We start from the raw sequence: 18,053 nt of genomic DNA on the forward strand, positions 1-18,053 counted from the left end.
CGGAGCGTCACTCGCTCCGGCGCGGCCGCCGCCGTGTTCTCCGGGTCTTGGCTCGCATGGGCCTTCTCAGAGCCTCCAGGGCCCTCTCCGGCCCTCCCCCGGCCTTCTTGGGCCCCTTTGCCGTCCGGGGCTCTGGGGGCGGGCCTCACGGCCTTCGCCCGGCTCGTACGGCAGGATGGGTCCATGACGAGCGTGCGCAGGGATCCGGGGGCCGAGCCCGTACGGCCGACCGCCGAAGACGCGGTGGCGGCGGCCGGCAGCGAGCTGATCGGCGGGCCGGCCGGGCGCCGGGCGCTGCTCGGGGTCAGCTGGTGGACGCCGGTGCGGATCATCGCGCTCGTCGCCATTGGGATGTTTGCCCTCGGCATGGTGCAGAAGGTGCCCTGTTACAACGGCGGCTGGTTCTTCGAAGCCACTGCCCAGTACACCCACGCCTGCTACTCCGATATGCCGCACCTGTATGCGGGCCGCGGCTTCGCGGAGAACGTCGTTCCGTACTTCGACCGCATACCGGGCGCCGCGGACGGGATGGACTACCTGGAGTATCCGGTCCTCACCGGTCTCTTCATGGAGGTCGCCGCCCGGCTCACCCCGCACGGCGGATCCCTCCAGCACCAGGAGCAGATCTACTGGATGGTCAACGCGGGCATGCTCATGGTGTGCGCCGTGGTCGTCGCCGTCTGTGTCTCTCGTACGCACCGCCGCCGCCCCTGGGACGCCCTGCTGGTCGCCCTCGCCCCCGCCTTCGCGCTCACCGCGACCGTCAACTGGGATCTCTTCGCGGTCGCGCTCACGTCCGCCGGCGTCCTGATGTGGTCGCGCAGCCGTCCGCTGGCGGCGGGCATCCTGCTGGGGCTGGCGACGGCCGCGAAGTTCTATCCGGTGCTGCTGCTCGGGGCGCTGCTGGTGCTGTGCCTGCGGGCCGGCCGGCTGCGCGCCTTCGGGACGGCGCTGGGCGGGGCGCTGGGGGCCTGGCTCGTCGTGAACGTGCCGGTGATGATCAGCAGCCGCGGGGGGCTGCACATCCGCGAGGGCTGGCTCACCTTCTACACCTTCAGCCGGGACCGGCCCGTCGACTTCGGCTCCATCTGGCTGGTCGTCTCCCAGCGCACCGGGGACCCGCTCGACAACGTCAATGTGTACGCCACGCTGCTGATGGTGCTGGCCTGCGCCGGCATCGCGGCGCTCGTCCTGTGCGCGCCGCGGCGTCCGCGCCTGGCGCAGATCGCGTTCCTGATCGTCGCCGCCTTCGTGATCACCAACAAGGTCTACTCGCCGCAGTACGTGCTGTGGCTGATCCCGCTGGCGGCCCTGGCCCGGCCGCGGTGGCGCGACTTCCTGGTGTGGCAGGCGTGCGAGGTGCTGTATTTCCTCGGGATCTGGATGTACCTCGCGTACACGGGCAGCGGCGACCAGCACCGTGGGCTGCCGCCTGAGGGGTACCAACTGGCGGTGATCGCCCATGTGCTGGGGACGCTGTACCTGTGCGCCCTGGTCGTGCGGGATGCGCTGGTGCCCGAGCGGGACGTGGTGCGCCGGGACGGGTCGGACGACCCGTCGGGCGGCGTGCTGGACCGGGCCCCGGACGCGTTCGTCCTGGGGGAGGCGCGGCATGCGGCGGCGTACGAGGGGTCGGCGCGGGTGGAGTGGGGCGTCAGACGCGAGTGAGCTCCCGCCGGACGGGACGAGAACCACGAAGGGCCCGAAGCCGCGATCGTCGCGTGGCTTCGGGCCCTGACCGTTGTGGCCTGTGCTGTGTGCGCGGGCTGTGCCGGGTGGCTCAGCGGTCGACCAGCCGGTCGAACTGGGTCGTGGTGTGCCGCAGGTGGGCCACCAGCTCGTCGCCCACCTGCGGGGGCGCTACATCGCCCGGTACGAACAGGATGGACACCTGCATATGCGGCGGCTCGGCGAACCACCGCTGCTTGCCCGCCCACACGAACGGCGAGAGATTGCGGTTGACGGTCGCGAGCCCGGCGCGGGCGACGCCCTTGGCCCGCGGCATCATGCCGTGCAGGGCCTTGGGGGCCTCCAGCCCGACGCCGTGGGAGGTGCCGCCCGCCACGACCACCAGATAACCGTCGGAGGCCGTCTTCTGCTGGCGGTAGCCGAAGCGGTCGCCCTTGGCGACCCGGGTGACGTCGAGCACCGCGCCCCGGTACTGGGTCGAGTCGTGGTCGCCGAGCCACAGCCGGGTGCCGATGCGGGCGCGGAACCGGGTCTGCGGGAACTGCTGCTGCAGACGGGCCAGTTCCTCGGACCTGAGGTGGCTGACGAACATGGTGTGCAGCGGCAGCCGGGCGGCGCGCAGCCGGTCCATCCAGGCGATGACCTCCTCGACCCCGTCCAGTCCGTCGGTGCGGTCCAGGGGGAGGTGGATGGCGAAGCCCTCCAGCCGGACGTTCTCTATCGCGGCGTGCAGCTTCGGAAGGTCCGCCTCCGAGACGCCATGGCGCTTCATACTGCTCATGACCTCGATGACCACGCGCGCGTTCACCAGGCCGTACACCCCGTCGACCGACGAGACCGAGCGGATCACCCGGTCCGGCAGCGGTACGGGCTCCTCGCCCCGGCGGAAGGGGGTGAGCACCAGCAGGTCACCGCTGAAGTAATCCTTCATCCGGGCGGCCTCGTACGTGGTCCCGACCGCGAGGATGTCGGAGCCGATGCGGCTGGCTTCCTCGGCCAGCCGCTCATGGCCGAAGCCGTACCCGTTGCCTTTGCAGACCGGGACTATGCCGGGGAACTGCTGGATCACCATGTGCTGGTGCGCCCGCCAGCGCGCGGTGTCGACGTAGAGGGTGAGCGCCATTGGCCGGTCCCGGAACCTTTCTCGTGGCCGCGGTGTATTGGAGGTATGCAGCGTAGGTGGAGAGTCGAGAAAACGGGAAAGTCAGCGTCGCGACATGTAGATGTCCAGCGCCTTGTGCAGGAGCTTGTTGAGGGGGAAGTCCCACTCGCCGAGGTATTCGGCCGCCTGGCCGCCGGTGCCCACCTTGAACTGGATGAGGCCGAACAGGTGGTCGTTCTCGTCCAGCGAGTCGCTGATGCCCCGCAGGTCGTAGACGGTGGCGCCCAGCGCGTAGGAGTCGCGCAGCATGCGCCACTGCATCGCGTTCGAGGGCCGGACCTCGCGCTTGTGGTTGGCGGAGGCGCCGTAGGAGTACCAGACGTGGCCGCCGACGATCAGCATGGTGGCGGCGGCGACGGCCTCGCCCTCGTGAATGGCGAAGTACAGCCGCATCCGGTTGGGGTCCTCGCTGTTGAGGGCCTGCCACATGCGCTGGAAGTAGCTGAGCGGGCGGGGACGGAAGTGGTCGCGCTCCGCGGTGATCTCGTACAGCCGCTGCCACTCCGCCAGATGCTCGTACTCGCCCTGGACGACCTCGACGCCGGCCTTCTCGGCCTTCTTGATGTTGCGCCGCCACAGCTGGTTGAAGCCCTTGTGGACATCTTCCAGGGACCGGTTCTCCAGGGGCACCTGGAAGACGTACCGGGGCTGGACGTCACCGAAGCCGGCCCCGCCGTCCTCGCCCTGCTGCCAGCCCATGCGGCGCAGCCGGTCGGAGACCTCGAAGGCCCGCGGCTCGATGAAGGTGGCCTCGATATCGCGCAGCCGCTTGACATCCGGGTTCTGGATGCCGGACTTGATCGCGGCGGCGTCCCAGCGGCGGATGATGACCGGCGGGCCCATCTTCACCGAGAAGGCGCCCTGCTGCTTGAGGTGCGCGAGCATCGGGCGCAGCCAGTCCTCGAGGTGCGGCGAGTACCAGTTGATGACCGGGCCCTCGGGCAGATAGGCGAGATAGCGCTTGATCTTGGGCAGCTGCCGATAGAGGACGAGGCCGACGCCGACCAGCTGGCCGCCGGCGTCGAACCAGCCGAGGCTCTCCGAGCGCCACTCCGTCTTGACGTCCGCCCATGCCGGGACCTGCATGTGGCTGGCCGCGGGCAGGCTCTGGATGTACGCCAGATGCTGCTCTCGGCTGATCGTCCTCAGGGTCAGGCTCATGCGGGGCGCTCCTCGGCAGCTTTGTCCCCATGGTCGGGGCTCCGGCTCTCGCGCCGAAGCCTACTGCGACAAGGGAGCGCCCCGTTTGGGCCCGGGGGCACGGGACCGGGCCTGAGCTCAGCCCAGCACACCGCCGAAGAGGCCGCCGTGTGCCATACCGAGATAGAAACCGACGCCTGCTGCGCCGAGCCCGATGATCAGCAGGAAGCGCTCCCCGGTGGTTGCGGAGATCAACTGTCCCCACAGCCCGGTGATGATGCCGGCCAGGCCCATCCACGAGCTGACCAGGTGGAGGTGGGGGAAATGAGCGGTGATGAACGCGATCACGCCGATCAGCAGGGTCGCCGCGGCGAAGGAGTTCTCGACGGGATGGGGCTTGCCGTCGGTGTCGAGGAAGGAGAGGAGTCCGTGGTGCGGTCGTGCTGCCTGTGCCATGGGGCACCTCCATATAGGCGCATATGGCAAAGCGGCGAAAACTGTAACGCCGCTCACACCCGATGTGTACAGATTGCGGCGGCAGGCGGCCGGATTTCAACCCGGCGGCGGTCGGCGGGTAGTGTGTACCGTCCGCGGTGGTGTCTGCACAGACGCCGAAGCGGTACGCATCACGACCCTCCTGCCACGGATCGACCGTGGCCGCTGAGTCCAAAGGAGGTGGGTTCCACATGCGTCACTACGAGGTGATGGTCATCCTCGACCCCGATCTCGAGGAGCGCGCTGTCTCCCCGCTGATCGAGAACTTCCTTTCCGTCGTCCGTGAGGGCAACGGCAAGGTCGAGAAGGTCGACACCTGGGGCCGTCGTCGTCTCTCGTACGAGATCAACAAGAAGCCCGAGGGCATCTACTCGGTCATCGACCTGCAGGCCGAGCCCGCGGTCGTCAAGGAGCTCGACCGCCAGCTGAACCTGAACGAGTCGGTCCTCCGGACCAAGGTCCTCCGTCCCGAGACCCACTGACCGCGTAAGCGTTCAGCGGCCATCGGGCCGAATCGCAACGAGTAGCAAGCAGCCCAGCAGTACCCGCCGAGAGGTTCCCCCAATGGCAGGCGAGACCGTCATCACGGTCGTCGGCAATCTCGTCGACGACCCCGAGCTGCGCTTCACCCCGTCCGGTGCGGCGGTCGCGAAGTTCCGTGTCGCGTCGACTCCCCGTACGTTCGACCGGCAGACCAACGAGTGGAAGGACGGCGAGAGCCTCTTCCTCACGTGCTCGGTGTGGCGTCAGGCCGCGGAGAACGTCGCCGAGTCGCTCCAGCGTGGTATGCGCGTCATCGTGCAGGGCCGGCTGAAGCAGCGGTCCTACGAGGATCGCGAAGGGGTCAAGCGCACGGTCTATGAGCTGGATGTCGAAGAGGTCGGCGCCAGCCTGCGTAACGCCACGGCGAAGGTCACCAAGACCACCGGCCGCGGCGGCCAGGGTGGATACGGCGGTGGCCAGCAGGGCGGCGGCGGTGGTGGCGGCTGGGGCGGTGGCTCCGGCGGCGGCCCCGGCGGTGGCCAGCAGGGCGGCGGCGGTGCTCCGGCCGACGACCCGTGGGCGACCAGCGCTCCTGCCGGTGGCCAGCAGGGCGGCGGCGGTGGCGGTGGCTGGGGCGGCGGCTCCGGCGGCGGCTCCGGCAACTCCGGCGGCGGCTACTCGGACGAGCCGCCCTTCTAGGCCCGTATGCGCTGTTTCACGTGAAACCGCTGTTTCACGTGAAACGGTGCCCGGTCTGGTCAGGGCGACCAGCACAAACTTCTTGATCACACTGGAGAGAGACAATGGCGAAGCCGCCTGCTCGCAAGCCTAAGAAGAAGGTTTGCGTGTTCTGCAAGGAGAAGATCTCCTACGTCGACTACAAGGACACGAACCTGCTGCGGAAGTTCATTTCCGACCGCGGCAAGATCCGTGCCCGCCGGGTTACCGGCAACTGCACCCAGCACCAGCGTGACGTCGCCACGGCCGTGAAGAACAGCCGTGAGATGGCGCTGCTGCCCTACACCTCCACCGCGCGATAAGGGAAGGGTGACCGAGTCATGAAGATCATCCTCACCCACGAGGTCTCCGGCCTCGGCACCGCCGGCGACGTCGTGGACGTCAAGGACGGTTACGCCCGTAACTACCTGGTCCCCCGTGGTCTGGCGCTTCGCTGGACCAAGGGTGGCGAGAAGGACGTCGAGCAGATCCGCCGCGGTCGTCGCATCCGCGAGATCGCCACGATCGAGCAGGCCAACGAGGTCAAGTCGCAGCTCGAGGGCGTCAAGGTGCGCCTGAAGACCCGCGCCGGTGACGCCGGCCGTCTGTTCGGCTCCGTCACCCCGGCCGACATCGCTTCGGCGATCAAGGACGCGGGTGGCCCCGAGGTGGACAAGCGCCGGATCGAGGTGGCCTCCCCGATCAAGACCCTGGGTGCTCACCAGGTGTCGGTGCGTCTGCACGCCGAGGTTGCCGCCAAGGTGGGCGTCGAGGTCGTCGCCGCCTGACGGATGTTCCCCCAGCTACCGCTGGGAGGTAGCCCCTCCCAGCCATCGCTGGCGGGGCACCTCCAGCGGTAGCTGGGGGGAGCTCGCTGTACAGCACGACTGAGGGCCGTGACCCACGCCGGGGTCGCGGCCCTCAGTCATCTGCCCGCATCTGCCCGGTCTCTGCAACGATCTCTGCGGTCGGCGGCCTAGCCGCGTACCGCGCCGGTGACGATCCAGCGGCCCGAGCGGGTGCGCAGCCACAGGGTGACCAGCCGGACCGTCATCATCAGCGCCATGGTCCACCACAGGGCCGTGAGGCCACCGCCGAGCGAGGGCACCAGCAGCGCGACCGGGGCGAAGACTGCCAGGGTGACGATCATCGCCCCAGCCAGATAGGCACCGTCCCCCGCACCCATCAGCACCCCATCCAGGACGAAGACGACCCCGGACACCGGCTGGATGACGGCCGTCACCAGCAGGGCGGGCAGCAGGGTGTCCCGTACCGCCGGGTCCGAGGTGAACAGCGGGATGAACAGCGGGCGGGCCGCGATGACCAGCAGCCCGAGCACCACCCCGGAGGCGATGCCCCACTGGACCATCCGGCGACAGGCGGCGCGCGCGCCCTCGGCGTCGCCCGCCCCCAGATAGCGTCCGATGATCGCCTGGCCGGCGATCGCGATGGCGTCCAGGGCGAACGCCAGCAGGTTCCACAGGGAGAGCACGACCTGATGGGCGGCGATCTCGTCGTCGCCGAGGCGGGCCGCCATCACGGTCACGATCAGCGTGACGGCGCGCAGGGCCAGGGTGCGCACCAGCAGCGGCACCCCCGCCTGGGCGCAGGCTCGTATCCCGGCCAGGTCCGGGCGCAGCATGGCGCCATGGCGCCTGGCGCCCCGGACGACCACGGCGAGATAGACGGCGGCCATGGCGCACTGGGCGATCACGGTGCCCCAGGCGGAGCCCGCGATGCCGAGGCCGGCGCCGTAGACCAAGGCGGCGTTCAGGGCGCCGTTGGCCAGGAAACCGCCGATGGCGACGTACAGCGGGGTCCGGGTGTCCTGGAGGCCGCGGAGCACACCCGTGGCGGCGAGCACGACCAGCATCGCGGGGATGCCGAGCGAGCTGATGCGCAGATAGGTGATGGCATGGGGGGTCGCGGTGCCCGATGCGCCGAAGAGGTCGACGAGCCCCGGGGCGGTGGGCAGGGTGACGGCGATGACGGCGCCGCCGAGGAGGAGGGCGAGCCAGATGCCGTCAATACCCTGGCGGAGCGCTCCGGCCAGATCGCCTGCGCCGACGCGGCGGGCCACGGCCGCCGTGGTGGCATAGGCGAGAAAGATGAAGATGTTGACGGTGGTGGTGAGAAGGGCGGCGGCGACGCCGAGCCCGGCGAGCTGCGGGGTGCCGAGGTGGCCGACGATGGCGCTGTCGACCATCACGAAGAGGGGTTCCGCCACCAGTGCGCCGAAGGCGGGGAGTGCGAGCGCGACGATCTCGCGATCGTGTCGCCGGGCGGTCTTCCGCTCGGTCGCGGGGGCCAGAGTCATGAGGGCAATCTAATCTTCCACAGGTAAGAGACACAACCCAATCTCATCCCTTACATGTGAGGTGGTGGGGCGATCTTCTCTGCGCCGTTTGTCGTGATCTTGATCCAGGTGGAGAAGTTTTTCTCCTGCACAGCCCCTGGATGAAGAAATTGCAGGTCAGGGCCCTGAGTCTGGGGTGATTGTGTGTTTGTCCACAGCGCTGTCCCCCGACCCGTGCACAGGATCGCGGGACTTCTCCACAGGATGGCCCCCGTCATCCACACACCCTGTGGATAACCAAGTTGGCTGAGGGGGGAGAGGGGCCTACCGTGGTCCGGCGCCCGCCGCCCGTTCCGGCCTGGATTCCACCGAACCCGCTGCGCCGGAACCGGAAGTTGGGCGCCCTGTTTGTCATAGCCGTGGCGTAAGAAAGAGACGCGCGGTGAGGTCCGCACCGCGGACGGGAGGAGGTGGCGGGGTGAGCACGCCCGAGCCCATGGACGACCCCTGGGCGGACTCCGGCCCGGTCGACCGGTTCCCTTCTCCCCGGTTCCGTGGTGGCGAAGGCGGCCGCGGCCGTGATGAACAGCATGAGCGCGGCCGGGAGTCGGGCGCCTGGGAGGGGGCGGGCTTCGAGCGCGTTCCGCCGCAGGACCTGGACGCCGAGCAGTCGGTCCTTGGCGGCATGCTGCTGTCCAAGGACGCCATCGCCGATGTCGTCGAGGTCCTCAAGGGCAACGACTTCTACCGCCCCGCCCATGAGACGGTCTACCAGGCCATTCTCGACCTCTACGCCAAGGGCGAGCCGGCCGACCCGATCACGGTCGGCGCCGAGCTCACCAAGCGCGGCGAGATCGCCCGCGTCGGCGGCGCCTCGTATCTCCACACCCTCGTCCAGTCGGTCCCCACCGCCGCCAACGCCGAGTACTACGCCGAGATCGTCCATGAGCGGGCGGTGCTGCGCCGCCTGGTCGAGGCCGGGACCCGCATCACCCAGATGGGATACGCGGCGGACGGCGATGTGGATGAGATCGTCAACAACGCCCAGGCGGAGATCTACGCCGTCACCGAGCAGCGCACCAGCGAGGACTATCTGCCGCTCGGCGACATCATGGAGGGCGCGCTCGACGAGATCGAGGCCATCGGCTCCCGCAGCGGCCAGATGTCCGGCGTGCCCACCGGCTTCACCGACCTGGACGCGCTGACGAACGGGCTGCACCCCGGCCAGATGATCGTCATCGCCGCCCGCCCCGCGATGGGCAAGTCCACCCTCGCCCTGGACTTCTCGCGCGCCTGCTCCATCAAGAACAACATGCCCAGCGTCATCTTCTCCCTGGAGATGGGGCGCAACGAGATCGCCATGCGTCTGCTGTCCGCCGAGGCGCGGGTGGCGCTGCACCATATGCGGTCCGGAAGCATGACGGACGAGGACTGGACGCGGCTGGCCCGCCGTATGCCCGATGTGTCCGCCGCCCCCCTCTACATCGACGACTCCCCGAACCTGTCGATGATGGAGATCCGGGCCAAGTGCCGCCGCCTCAAGCAGCGCAGCGATCTGCAACTGGTGGTCATCGACTATCTCCAGCTGATGCAGTCCGGCGGCGCGCGGCGCCCCGAGAGCCGCCAGCAGGAGGTCTCGGACATGTCGCGAAACCTCAAGCTGCTGGCCAAGGAGCTGGAAGTGCCGGTCATCGCGCTCTCGCAGCTGAACCGTGGCCCGGAGCAGCGGACCGACAAGAAGCCCATGGTCTCGGACCTGCGTGAGAGTGGTTCCATCGAGCAGGACGCGGACATGGTCATCCTGTTGCACCGGGAGGACGCGTACGAGAAGGAGTCGCCGCGCGCGGGCGAGGCGGACCTGATCGTGGCCAAGCACCGTAACGGCCCGACGGCCACGATCACGGTCGCCTTCCAGGGGCACTACTCGCGCTTCGTGGACATGGCCCAGACCTGACCGCAAAGGGCCTGGCCGCAAAGGGCCGGGCCGCTCAGGGCCGGTGGCCCCAAGCGGCTACATCACGTCGGCCAGCTCCTCCAGCAGCCGCCGCTTGGGACGGGCGCCCACCATCGACCGCACCGGCTCACCGTCCCGGAACACCATCAGCGTCGGCATGGACAGCACGCCGTACGCCGTCGTGGTGCCCGGATTGGCGTCCACGTCCAGCTCGACCACCTTGAGCCGGTGTGCCTCCTCCCGTGCCACCTCCGCCAGCACCGGCGCGATCATCCGGCACGGCGGGCACCACGAGGCCGTGAACTCCACCAACACCGGCAGCCCGGACTCCAGCACCTCCCGCTGGAAGGTCTCGTCCGTGACCGTGACCACTTCCTTGGTCCGAGTCGACGTCATCCTGCTCTCCTCTCCGTCGCTCCGTCTCCGTCATACGGGCCCAGCTCGCAGCGCGGGTCGGGTCCCCCCGGTGCCGTCGCCGCGGCATCCAGTGAGGCCATCGCCCGCTCCGCCTCGGCGAGCTGTGCCCCGACCTGCTGCCGTACGCCGTTCAGATGCGCGATGCACTCGTCCAGCTCGGCCAGCTTGCGGCGGTACACCGCGAGCGAGGCCGGGCAGGAGTCGCCCGCGGGGTGCCCGGCGCGCAGACACTCCACGAACGGCCGGGTCTCCTCCAGGCCGAAGCCGAAGTCCCGCAGCGTCTGTATCTGCCGCAGCAGCCGCAGGTCGTCCTCGTCGTACGCCCGGTATCCGTTGCCCGCGCGGCGCGCGGGCAGCAGCCCGAGCGTCTCGTAGTAGCGCAGCGTGCGGGTGGTCGTACCCGCCCGTTCGGCCAGCTCTCCGATCCGCATGGCCACGACGGTAGACCTTGACGCCGACGTCAATGCCAGGGCCGGTCGCGGCACATGGCGCGGCACATAGGGTGCGGGCATGACCGCGCCCATGGATGAGACCGCACAGCCGCTGCCCGCCACTCGCCGCGCCCTGCTCCGCCGGGTCGCCGTCGCCCAGACCGAGGGCCGCGCGCCGTCCCTCGTGGGCGCGGTGGTGCGGGACGGGCAGCTGTGGTGGGTGGGGACGCGCGGGGAGTTGGGACGGCGCACGCCCGATGCCAACACTCAGTACCGCATCGGGTCGCTCACCAAGACCTTTGTGGCGGTGCTGGTGATGCGGCTGCGCGACGAGGGGCTGCTGTATCTCGGCGACCCGCTCTCCCGCCACCTGGACGTACCGGAGGCCGGGGACGCGACCATCGCCCAGCTGCTCTCGCACACCTCGGGCCTGGCGGCGGAGGCCCGCGGCCCCTGGTGGGAGCGTACGCCGGGCGAACTGCGCCCCGAGACGGCCGACATCTTCGGGGAGCGCCCGCTGCGCCACCCCGCCGGCCGCCGCCACCACTACTCCAACCCCGGCTTCGGGCTGCTGGGCGCGCTCGTCGAGCGGCTGCGCGGCGCGCCCTGGGACGAGGTGCTGCGGCGTGAGGTGCTGGAGCCGCTGGGGATGGCGCGCACCTCGCCACTGCCCCAGCCCCCGCACGCCGAGGGCTGGGCGGTGCACCCCTGGGCGGATGTGCTGCTGCCCGAACCCGCCGTGGACACCGGCCGGATGGCCCCGGCCGGGCAGCTGTGGTCGACGGCGGCCGACCTGGCCCGGTACGCCGCCTTCCTGATGGACGGGGACGAACGGGTCCTGGACCCCCGGACGCTGGCCGAGATGCGCGCCCCGGCGGTCGCCCCCGAGGACGCCGACTGGGACGCCGGCTATGGCCTCGGCATCCAGCTGACCCGCCGCGACGGCCGCGTCCTCATCGGCCACACCGGTTCCATGCCGGGCTTCCTGGCCGCCCTGTGGGCGAGCCCGGAGGACGGGCTGGCCGGGATCGCGCTGGCCAACGCCACCTCCGGGCCCATGGTCGGCACCGCCGCGGCCGACCTCGTACGGATCGCGGCCGAGCACGAGCCGCCCATGCCCGCGCCCTGGCGCCCGCTGCCCGAGGCCGATCCGGAGCTGGTGGCCCTGACCGGGCCCTGGTACTGGGGCCCCACCCCCTTCCTGCTGCGACTGCGCCCCGAGCGGGGGCTCGAACTGCGCCCGCTGAACGGGAGGGGCCGCGGCGCGCGGTTCCGGGCGGAGCCGGACGGCACCTGGACCGGGCTCGACGGCTACTACGCGGGGGAGACGCTGCGCGTGGTGCGGGGCGCGGGCGGCGGTCCGTACGGCGGGGCGGACAACGTCCACCTCGATCTGGGCACCTTCGTCTTCACCCGGGAGCCGTACGAGGCCGATGGCGCGGTGCCGGGCGGGGTGGATCCGCAGGGGTGGCGCCCGGGGGCGTGAGCCGCGGCCTCCGCTCTTGCCTGACCCTGGCGGTGGTACGCACCGGCGGGGTCTGGGTGTGCCCCGCGCACCGCCGCAGGCTGATCTCCGTACACACGTCCGGCGGCCCCGCGTCCGCCACGTCCGAAGGAGATCCGCCATGCGCTCTTCAGCGCTGCGCGTCGGTGCGTCCCTGCTCGCCCTGACCGCGGTCATGGTCGCCTCAGGCCCGGCCACCGCCCGAACCGCGAGTGCCCAGCGTGAGGCTGTTTGGTCGGCCGGGTGGGCGGCGCCCGTCCAGCGCCCCAGCGAGGGCTTCGAGGAGAACTGGGCCGTCAAGGGCTTCGCCGAGCAGACCGTGCGCCAGGTCGTGCGGGTGACCGGCGGTGGCACCGCGGCGCGGATCAGGCTGTCGAATCTGTACGGCAGCGAGCCGCTGCGCATCGCGGGCGCGACCGTCGCCCGGACCGCGGGCGGCGCGTGGGTCGAGGCCGGGAGCGTGCGCAGGCTGACCTTCGGGCACCGGCGGGCGGTGACGATCCCGGCGGGCGGCGAGACGGCCAGCGACGCGGCGCCGGTGCGCGTGGCGCCCTTCGAATCGCTGACGGTGACGCTGTACTTCGCGGAGCCGACCGGTCCGTCCACGTTCCACGCCCAGGCGTATGCGAAGAGCTACCGCGCGGAGGGCGACCACGGCGGCGACCGTACGGGCGCGGCCTTCACCGCGTACACCCACTCCTGGTACTACCTCTCGGACGTGGAGCTGACCGGCGGGGGCGCCGGACGGCGCGGCTCCGTGGTCGCCTTCGGCGACTCCATCACCGACGGCTTCGGCTCGTCCTACGACGCCAACAGCCGCTGGCCGGACCGGCTGGCGGAGCGCCTGGCGGCGGCCGGCACCCCGCGCCCGGTCCTCAACTCCGGTATCGGGGGGAACCTGCTGCTGCACGACTCGCCCTGGTACGGGGACCGGGCGGGCGCCCGGTTCCGGCGCGATGTGCTGGACAAGCCGGGCGTCAGGTCGGTGATCCTGCTGCAGGGGCTCAACGACATCGGGTTCAGCGAGGTGGATCTGCCCACCTACAAGCCCGATCCGCAGGTCTCGGCGGAGCAGGTGATCGCCGGCTACCGCGAGCTGATCGCGCGGGCCCACGCCAGGGGGGTGCGGGTCGTGGGCGCGACGATCCTGCCCTTCAAGGGCGCCGAGTACCACACGGTGCGTGCCGAGGCGAAGCGCGCCGCGATCAACGAGTGGATCCGCACCTCGGGCGAGTTCGCTGGGGTGGTCGACTTCGCCGAGGTCATGGCCTCGCCGTCGGATCCGCTGGCGCTCGACCCGGCGTACGACAGCGGGGACCACAAGCACCCCAACGACGCGGGCTACCGGCGGATGGCCGAGGCGATCGACCTCGACGCGCTCTGAGTCTCAGAGCGCGAGCTTGAATCCCACATGCGAGGCCTCGAAGCCGAGGCGCTCGTAGAAGCGGTGGGCGTCGGTACGGGTCGCGTCCGAGGTGAGCTGCACCAGTACGCAGCCCTCGCGGCGCGACTCGTCGACGGCCCACTGGATCAGCTGGGTGCCGAGCCCACCGCCGCGCTCGTCGGAGTGGATCCGGACGGCCTCGATGATCGAACGGGTGGCGCCGCGCCGGGACAGGCCGGGGATGACGGTGAGCTGGAGGGTGCCGACGGTACGGCCGTCCCGTACGGCGACGACCAGACGCTGGCCCGGGTCGTGGTCGATCCGCTCGAACGCCGCCTGGTAGGGCGCCAGGTCGTCCGGGGACTCGCGCCGGGCGCCGAGCGGATCGTCGGCCAGCATGGCCACGATGGCGGGTATGTCGTCGGCGGTCGCCCGGCGGATCTCGAAGTCGCTCATGGCGGGCAGCCTACGCGGGGGCCCACAGCCCTTCGACGGCCGCGACCAGCGGGGCCAGCTCGGGCCGCGCGGCGGCGTCCTGGAGGGCGCCGCGCAGTGCGGCGTCGTTGGTGGGGCGGGCCTGGTCGAGCAGTTCCCGGCCCGCCGAGGTGACGTTGGTGTAGATGCCGCGGCGGTCGTCCGGGCAGATGTAGCGGGACAGCAGCCCGCGGTCTTCCAGTCGGGTGACCAGGCGGGTGGTGGCGCTCTGGCTGAGGACGACGGCGTCGGCGAGCTGGCGCATCTGGAGATGCCCGCCCGGGCCGTCGTGCTGCTCGCTGAGCACGTTGAGCACCGAGAACTCGCGGACGCTCAGCTCGTGCCGGGCCTGCAGCGCGCGCTCGACGTGGGTCTCGATGCGGCCGTGCAGCGAGGACAGGGCGCACCAGCCCTGGGCGAGGGCCCGCCCGCCGGGCAGCGGCGTCTCGGGGGGCGGTGCGTCGGTCGGCGCATCCGGCATGGGTCCCCTCCTTGGGTGTGGTGCCCCCAGGGTAGTCCACTCGACGAAAAAGTCGGCGCTTGCAAGTAAAGCGCGTCTGCAACTATTGTTGACGCGTTCAAAGCTTCTGCGCAATCGTTCACTCGTCCGCTCGTTCTGAGGACCCCCCGACATGCCCCTCGCCCTGCTGGCGCTCGCCATCGGCGCCTTCGGTATCGGCACCACCGAATTCGTGATCATGGGACTGCTGCCCGAGGTGGCGGACGAGTTCCATGTCTCCATCCCCACCGCCGGATACGCGACCACCGGCTACGCCCTCGGCGTCGTCGTCGGCGCCCCGCTGCTGACCCTGCTCGGCACCCGGCTCACCCGTAAGCAGATGCTGACGACGCTGATGGGGCTGTTCATCGCGGGCAATCTGCTCTCCGCGGTCGCCCCCGCCTTCCTTCTGCTGCTCGCCGGGCGGGTGCTCGCCTCCTTCGCGCACGGCGCCTTCTTCGGCATCGGCGCGGTGGTCGCCGCGGACCTGGTCGCCCCGCACAAGCGGGCCCAGGCCATCGCCACCATGTTCACCGGCCTGACCGTCGCCAACGTCATCGGCGTACCCATGGGCACCTGGATCGGCCAGACCTTCGGCTGGCGCGCGTCCTTCCTCGCCGTCGCCGGCCTCGGCGTGCTCGGCCTGGCCGGCATCGCCGCCCTCGTACCCAGCACGCCCGGCCCGGCCGCCGCCCGCCTCGGTCAGGAGCTCGCGGCCTTCCGCAATCCACAGGTGTGGCTGGCGATGATCATGACCGTGCTCGGCTTCGGCGGGGTCTTCGCGGCCATCACCTACATCACGCCGATGATGGTGGACGTGGCCGGCTACTCCGGTTCCGCCGTGACCTGGCTGCTCGTCCTCTTCGGCCTCGGCCTGGTCGGCGGCAACCTGATCGGCGGGCGCTACGCCGACCGGGCGCTGATGCGGATGCTGTACCTCACCCTCGGCGGACTCGCCGTCGTCCTCGCGGCGTTCGGCTTCACCGCCCACAACAAGATCGCGGCCGCCGCCACCCTCGTCCTGGTCGGAGCCTTCGGCTTCGCGACCGTGGCCCCGCTCCAGAAGCGGGTCATGGATCAGGCACCGGACGCGCCGACGCTCGCCTCGGCCGCCAACATCGGCGCCTTCAACCTGGGCAACGCCCTGGCCGCCTGGCTCGGCGGGATCGTCATCTCCGCCGGAATGGGCTACACCGCGCCCAACTGGGTCGGCGCCCTGATGGCCGCGGCCGCCCTCGGCACCGCCGTCCTCTCGGCCACCCTCGAACGGCGCACCGCGCGCACCGGGCGGATCGTCGCCGCGGGCGGGCTCTCCGCCGCCGACGAGCCGAGGGAGGACGCGACGGCCGTACGCTGACCCGCTCGTCACGCCCGCCCGTCACCCACCACCACCCTCAACGGAGGCGCTACGCGCCCGTCACACCCGCGGGCGGGCCGGGGAACGAACCTGGGAGCGGGCGGCCACCCGACGGCCGGACCGCGCCCCGGCCCCGGCCTTGTCCCCGGCCTTGTCCCCGGCCTTGTCCCCGGCCCCGCCTCCGGCTCCGGAGGAACGGCGTCCGGCCTGCCACCGACGGCCGCGCGCCGTCAGCCCCCACGGCTTGAGGACCGAGATGGCGGTGAGGAACAGATAGACGCCCAGCGCCACCGAGGGCGCGATGACGAGATCGACGGTGGACGGCACGGCGCGCCCCGCCGAGGCATCGCCCGCGGCCGACGCGATCTCGGCCCGCAGCGCAAAGACGGACGCGCCGACCGCGGGCACCGTCAGCCAGAACTTGATGTACACCCAGCGGTACCGGGCCAGCCCCCAGGGCGTCCCGAGCGACAGCGCCACCCCGCTCAGCAGGGACGCCAGGCTGATCGGCGCGATCAGCCAGTCGCCGAAGATCTTCATGGCGCGATAGGCGGCCTCGGCGGTGTCCGCCGATCCGGAGGCCGCCCCGGCGATGCCCAGCGCGAGCAGACAGAGGGTGAGCCCGAGCCAGCCGACGGAGACGACGACATGGACGACGAGAAGGGCCCTGCGGGCGGGCCGCGAAAGGTTCGGCTGCATTCCTCCACGGTCGTCCGCAGCGCTCCGTACCGCGTCTGACGGCGGGAGTATCCGCGCGTACTCCCGCCGTACGCCCGCCGTACGCCGTGCCGCTCAGGGCCCCTAGGCTCAGCTTCCATGACCAGACTGCATCTGTTCGATCTGGACGGGACGCTCATCCACGGCTCGGCCGCCGCCGTCGAGATATCCCGTCAGCTCGGGGTGGAGCCGGAGATAGCCGAGCTGGAGCGGGCGTTCGCGGATGGGGAGCTGAGCACCGCCCAGTTCGCACAGCGGGCCTGTGCGCTGTGGGGGGAGCTGACGGAGCGGCATGTGGCGGCGGCGTTCGAGGGGGCGCCGTGGCTGGTGGGGATCCGTGAGGTGTGGGCGGACATCCGGGGGCGTGGCGAGCGCTGTGCGGTGATTTCGCTCTCTCCCGGCTTCTTCGTGGAGCGGCTGCTGGAATGGGGCGCGGACGCGGCGCGGGGGTCGCGCTGGCCGGCCGTGCCGTTTCGGGAGCCGCTGGAGCCGGAGGGCATCCTCACTCCGGCGGCGAAGGTGCGCATCGCCGATGAACTCTGTGCGAGGTTCGGTCTGAGCAGGGAGGACTGTGTCGCTTACGGCGATTCGATGTCGGACGCGGAGCTGTTCGCCGTGGTGCCGGTCTCGATCGCGGTCAACGCCGACCACCATGTGAGCGAAATCGCATCGTGCGGCTATACCGGCCGTGATCTGCGGGAGGCCTACGAATTGGCTGGTAACTACCGGTAATTACGATGGTTCCCAGGTGTAACGGAGTCGCCGGACTTGGGGCTTGTTAATTCATCCGGGCCCGGTAGGGTCGGGTCCGGGTTCTGCGCGGCGGCTGTGTCGCGGGGCCACATCGGGGCAATCCAGCCTAACGGAACACGGGTGCCGTTACCTGGAGTTCCGGCTATGTGTCCTGTCCGGCGAACAAGCATGGCATGCTGCCCATGGAGAAGTACGGGGCGGGCCGTCCGGACCAATCTCATCTCAACCAGTGGAACAGAGCGGGGAATTGCGGGCACATTCCGGCTTCGGAAGTGCGAAGACCGACAGAAAGATGTTCGAGGCGAGGCAACCATGGACGCTCCGACCACCACGCCGTCGGCCGGCAACGACGGTGCCGGCGGAAACAGTGGCGACTGGGGCTGGTTCACCCCGCCCAAGAAGCGGGACGAGGACGCTTCCCCGGGCACGGACCAGGATGACGGTCGGCGGGCGCCAAGCCGCCCGGTGAGCCCGATACGGCCGGTCGGCACGGGCGCCGGCCGCCGTACCCCGCCTCCGCCCCCACCCCCGCCCCCGGCGCCGCCCGTAAACGCCGCGCCGCCCCCGGCACAGACCGCGCC

General features: G+C 70.7%; 19 protein-coding genes and 1 pseudogene. 11 read left to right on the plus strand and 9 right to left on the minus strand.

Going from position 1 to position 18,053, the window contains the following annotated elements; translation table 11 throughout:
* The first annotated feature begins 183 nt into the window (after positions 1-183).
* Entirely contained in the window at positions 184-1,668 is a 1,485-nt protein-coding gene (locus ACWDSL_RS43225; protein WP_450493921.1) for a glycosyltransferase family 87 protein, read from the plus strand.
* Between the two features lie 112 nt (positions 1,669-1,780).
* Here ACWDSL_RS43225 and ACWDSL_RS43230 read toward each other — a convergent pair whose 3' ends face one another.
* The 3 genes from ACWDSL_RS43230 to ACWDSL_RS43240 form a co-directional block, all read right to left on the minus strand.
* Positions 1,781-2,812 (minus strand): alanine racemase, encoded by a 1,032-nt coding sequence (locus ACWDSL_RS43230; RefSeq protein ID WP_450493923.1) that lies wholly within the window; start codon positions 2,810-2,812, stop codon positions 1,781-1,783.
* 81 nt (positions 2,813-2,893) lie between these two features.
* Entirely contained in the window at positions 2,894-4,012 is a 1,119-nt protein-coding gene (locus ACWDSL_RS43235; RefSeq protein WP_450493925.1) for a lipid II:glycine glycyltransferase FemX, read from the minus strand.
* Positions 4,013-4,129: 117 nt separating this feature from the next.
* Entirely contained in the window at positions 4,130-4,447 is a 318-nt protein-coding gene (locus ACWDSL_RS43240) for a hypothetical protein (protein ID WP_385630399.1), read from the minus strand.
* 230 nt (positions 4,448-4,677) lie between these two features.
* Between ACWDSL_RS43240 and rpsF the strand changes: the two genes are divergently transcribed.
* The 4 genes from rpsF (at position 4,678) to rplI (ending at position 6,474) form a co-directional block, all read left to right on the plus strand.
* Positions 4,678-4,968 carry a 30S ribosomal protein S6 gene (rpsF, locus tag ACWDSL_RS43245; RefSeq protein WP_014177942.1) on the plus strand — a complete coding sequence of 97 codons (291 nt, stop codon included), beginning with the start codon at positions 4,678-4,680 and terminating at the stop codon, positions 4,966-4,968.
* A gap of 82 nt (positions 4,969-5,050) precedes the next feature.
* On the plus strand, positions 5,051-5,668 hold the full coding sequence (locus ACWDSL_RS43250; protein WP_450493928.1) for a single-stranded DNA-binding protein: 618 nt from the start codon (positions 5,051-5,053) through the stop codon (positions 5,666-5,668).
* A gap of 104 nt (positions 5,669-5,772) precedes the next feature.
* Positions 5,773-6,009: a 30S ribosomal protein S18 gene (rpsR, locus tag ACWDSL_RS43255; RefSeq protein ID WP_003978893.1), complete on the plus strand. Its 237-nt coding sequence runs from the start codon at positions 5,773-5,775 to the stop codon at positions 6,007-6,009.
* 18 nt (positions 6,010-6,027) lie between these two features.
* Positions 6,028-6,474, plus strand: coding sequence for a 50S ribosomal protein L9 (gene rplI, locus ACWDSL_RS43260; protein WP_450493930.1), 447 nt, complete (start codon positions 6,028-6,030; stop codon positions 6,472-6,474).
* Positions 6,475-6,662: 188 nt separating this feature from the next.
* Here rplI and ACWDSL_RS43265 read toward each other — a convergent pair whose 3' ends face one another.
* The gene (locus tag ACWDSL_RS43265) at positions 6,663-8,003 is read right to left on the minus strand and encodes an MATE family efflux transporter (protein ID WP_450493932.1); all 1,341 of its coding nucleotides are present in this window, start codon (positions 8,001-8,003) and stop codon (positions 6,663-6,665) included.
* A 475-nt stretch (positions 8,004-8,478) separates the two neighbouring features.
* Here ACWDSL_RS43265 and dnaB point away from each other — a divergent pair, with 475 nt between their 5' ends.
* On the plus strand, positions 8,479-9,936 hold the full coding sequence (dnaB, locus tag ACWDSL_RS43270) for a replicative DNA helicase (protein WP_450493950.1): 1,458 nt from the start codon (positions 8,479-8,481) through the stop codon (positions 9,934-9,936).
* 57 nt (positions 9,937-9,993) lie between these two features.
* On the opposite strand, the gene trxA is transcribed toward dnaB, so the two are convergent.
* Positions 9,994-10,332 carry a thioredoxin gene (gene trxA / locus ACWDSL_RS43275; RefSeq protein WP_450493934.1) on the minus strand — a complete coding sequence of 113 codons (339 nt, stop codon included), beginning with the start codon at positions 10,330-10,332 and terminating at the stop codon, positions 9,994-9,996.
* Positions 10,329-10,784: a MerR family transcriptional regulator gene (locus ACWDSL_RS43280; protein WP_450493936.1), complete on the minus strand. Its 456-nt coding sequence runs from the start codon at positions 10,782-10,784 to the stop codon at positions 10,329-10,331. The genes trxA and ACWDSL_RS43280 overlap by 4 nt, the downstream gene beginning before the upstream one ends.
* A gap of 79 nt (positions 10,785-10,863) precedes the next feature.
* On the opposite strand from ACWDSL_RS43280, the gene ACWDSL_RS43285 reads away from it, so the two are divergent.
* Positions 10,864-12,270 (plus strand): serine hydrolase domain-containing protein, encoded by a 1,407-nt coding sequence (locus tag ACWDSL_RS43285; RefSeq protein WP_450493938.1) that lies wholly within the window; start codon positions 10,864-10,866, stop codon positions 12,268-12,270.
* Positions 12,271-12,409: 139 nt separating this feature from the next.
* Entirely contained in the window at positions 12,410-13,672 is a 1,263-nt protein-coding gene (locus tag ACWDSL_RS43290; RefSeq protein WP_450493940.1) for an SGNH/GDSL hydrolase family protein, read from the plus strand.
* Positions 13,673-13,675: 3 nt separating this feature from the next.
* Here ACWDSL_RS43290 and ACWDSL_RS43295 read toward each other — a convergent pair whose 3' ends face one another.
* Together ACWDSL_RS43295 and ACWDSL_RS43300 are read right to left on the minus strand one after the other, a co-directional pair.
* Positions 13,676-14,128, minus strand: a complete 453-nt coding sequence (locus ACWDSL_RS43295; protein WP_450493942.1) for an N-acetyltransferase family protein — start codon at positions 14,126-14,128, stop codon at positions 13,676-13,678.
* Positions 14,129-14,138: 10 nt separating this feature from the next.
* Positions 14,139-14,627, minus strand: a complete 489-nt coding sequence (locus tag ACWDSL_RS43300) for a MarR family winged helix-turn-helix transcriptional regulator (protein WP_450493944.1) — start codon at positions 14,625-14,627, stop codon at positions 14,139-14,141.
* A gap of 151 nt (positions 14,628-14,778) precedes the next feature.
* Here ACWDSL_RS43300 and ACWDSL_RS43305 point away from each other — a divergent pair, with 151 nt between their 5' ends.
* Positions 14,779-16,002, plus strand: coding sequence for an MFS transporter (locus ACWDSL_RS43305; protein WP_450493946.1), 1,224 nt, complete (start codon positions 14,779-14,781; stop codon positions 16,000-16,002).
* A gap of 60 nt (positions 16,003-16,062) precedes the next feature.
* Here the strand turns inward: ACWDSL_RS43305 and ACWDSL_RS43310 are convergent, their stop codons facing one another.
* The gene (locus tag ACWDSL_RS43310) at positions 16,063-16,701 is read right to left on the minus strand and encodes a DUF2269 family protein (protein WP_450493947.1); all 639 of its coding nucleotides are present in this window, start codon (positions 16,699-16,701) and stop codon (positions 16,063-16,065) included.
* Positions 16,702-16,818: 117 nt separating this feature from the next.
* Here ACWDSL_RS43310 and ACWDSL_RS43315 point away from each other — a divergent pair, with 117 nt between their 5' ends.
* Both ACWDSL_RS43315 and ACWDSL_RS43320 read left to right on the plus strand, forming a co-directional pair.
* The gene (locus ACWDSL_RS43315) at positions 16,819-17,451 is read left to right on the plus strand and encodes an HAD family hydrolase (RefSeq protein ID WP_450493949.1); all 633 of its coding nucleotides are present in this window, start codon (positions 16,819-16,821) and stop codon (positions 17,449-17,451) included.
* A 333-nt stretch (positions 17,452-17,784) separates the two neighbouring features.
* Positions 17,785-18,053 (plus strand): annotated as a pseudogene (locus ACWDSL_RS43320) (globin domain-containing protein); the annotation flags it as partial.

It is taken from the genome of Streptomyces sp. NPDC000941, assembly GCF_053599555.1.

Bases quoted from the DNA above. Each gene is read 5' to 3' on its own strand.
- ACWDSL_RS43225 (WP_450493921.1), top strand. From the start codon at position 184: ATGACGAGCGTGCGCAGGGATCCGGGGGCCGAGCCCGTACGGCCGACC.
- ACWDSL_RS43230 (WP_450493923.1), bottom strand. From the start codon at position 2,812: ATGGCGCTCACCCTCTACGTCGACACCGCGCGCTGGCGGGCGCACCAG.
- ACWDSL_RS43235 (WP_450493925.1), bottom strand. From the start codon at position 4,012: ATGAGCCTGACCCTGAGGACGATCAGCCGAGAGCAGCATCTGGCGTAC.
- ACWDSL_RS43240 (WP_385630399.1), bottom strand. From the start codon at position 4,447: ATGGCACAGGCAGCACGACCGCACCACGGACTCCTCTCCTTCCTCGAC.
- rpsF (WP_014177942.1), top strand. From the start codon at position 4,678: ATGCGTCACTACGAGGTGATGGTCATCCTCGACCCCGATCTCGAGGAG.
- ACWDSL_RS43250 (WP_450493928.1), top strand. From the start codon at position 5,051: ATGGCAGGCGAGACCGTCATCACGGTCGTCGGCAATCTCGTCGACGAC.
- rpsR (WP_003978893.1), top strand. From the start codon at position 5,773: ATGGCGAAGCCGCCTGCTCGCAAGCCTAAGAAGAAGGTTTGCGTGTTC.
- rplI (WP_450493930.1), top strand. From the start codon at position 6,028: ATGAAGATCATCCTCACCCACGAGGTCTCCGGCCTCGGCACCGCCGGC.
- ACWDSL_RS43265 (WP_450493932.1), bottom strand. From the start codon at position 8,003: ATGACTCTGGCCCCCGCGACCGAGCGGAAGACCGCCCGGCGACACGAT.
- dnaB (WP_450493950.1), top strand. From the start codon at position 8,479: ATGGACGACCCCTGGGCGGACTCCGGCCCGGTCGACCGGTTCCCTTCT.
- trxA (WP_450493934.1), bottom strand. From the start codon at position 10,332: ATGACGTCGACTCGGACCAAGGAAGTGGTCACGGTCACGGACGAGACC.
- ACWDSL_RS43280 (WP_450493936.1), bottom strand. From the start codon at position 10,784: ATGCGGATCGGAGAGCTGGCCGAACGGGCGGGTACGACCACCCGCACG.
- ACWDSL_RS43285 (WP_450493938.1), top strand. From the start codon at position 10,864: ATGACCGCGCCCATGGATGAGACCGCACAGCCGCTGCCCGCCACTCGC.
- ACWDSL_RS43290 (WP_450493940.1), top strand. From the start codon at position 12,410: ATGCGCTCTTCAGCGCTGCGCGTCGGTGCGTCCCTGCTCGCCCTGACC.
- ACWDSL_RS43295 (WP_450493942.1), bottom strand. From the start codon at position 14,128: ATGAGCGACTTCGAGATCCGCCGGGCGACCGCCGACGACATACCCGCC.
- ACWDSL_RS43300 (WP_450493944.1), bottom strand. From the start codon at position 14,627: ATGCCGGATGCGCCGACCGACGCACCGCCCCCCGAGACGCCGCTGCCC.
- ACWDSL_RS43305 (WP_450493946.1), top strand. From the start codon at position 14,779: ATGCCCCTCGCCCTGCTGGCGCTCGCCATCGGCGCCTTCGGTATCGGC.
- ACWDSL_RS43310 (WP_450493947.1), bottom strand. From the start codon at position 16,701: ATGCAGCCGAACCTTTCGCGGCCCGCCCGCAGGGCCCTTCTCGTCGTC.
- ACWDSL_RS43315 (WP_450493949.1), top strand. From the start codon at position 16,819: ATGACCAGACTGCATCTGTTCGATCTGGACGGGACGCTCATCCACGGC.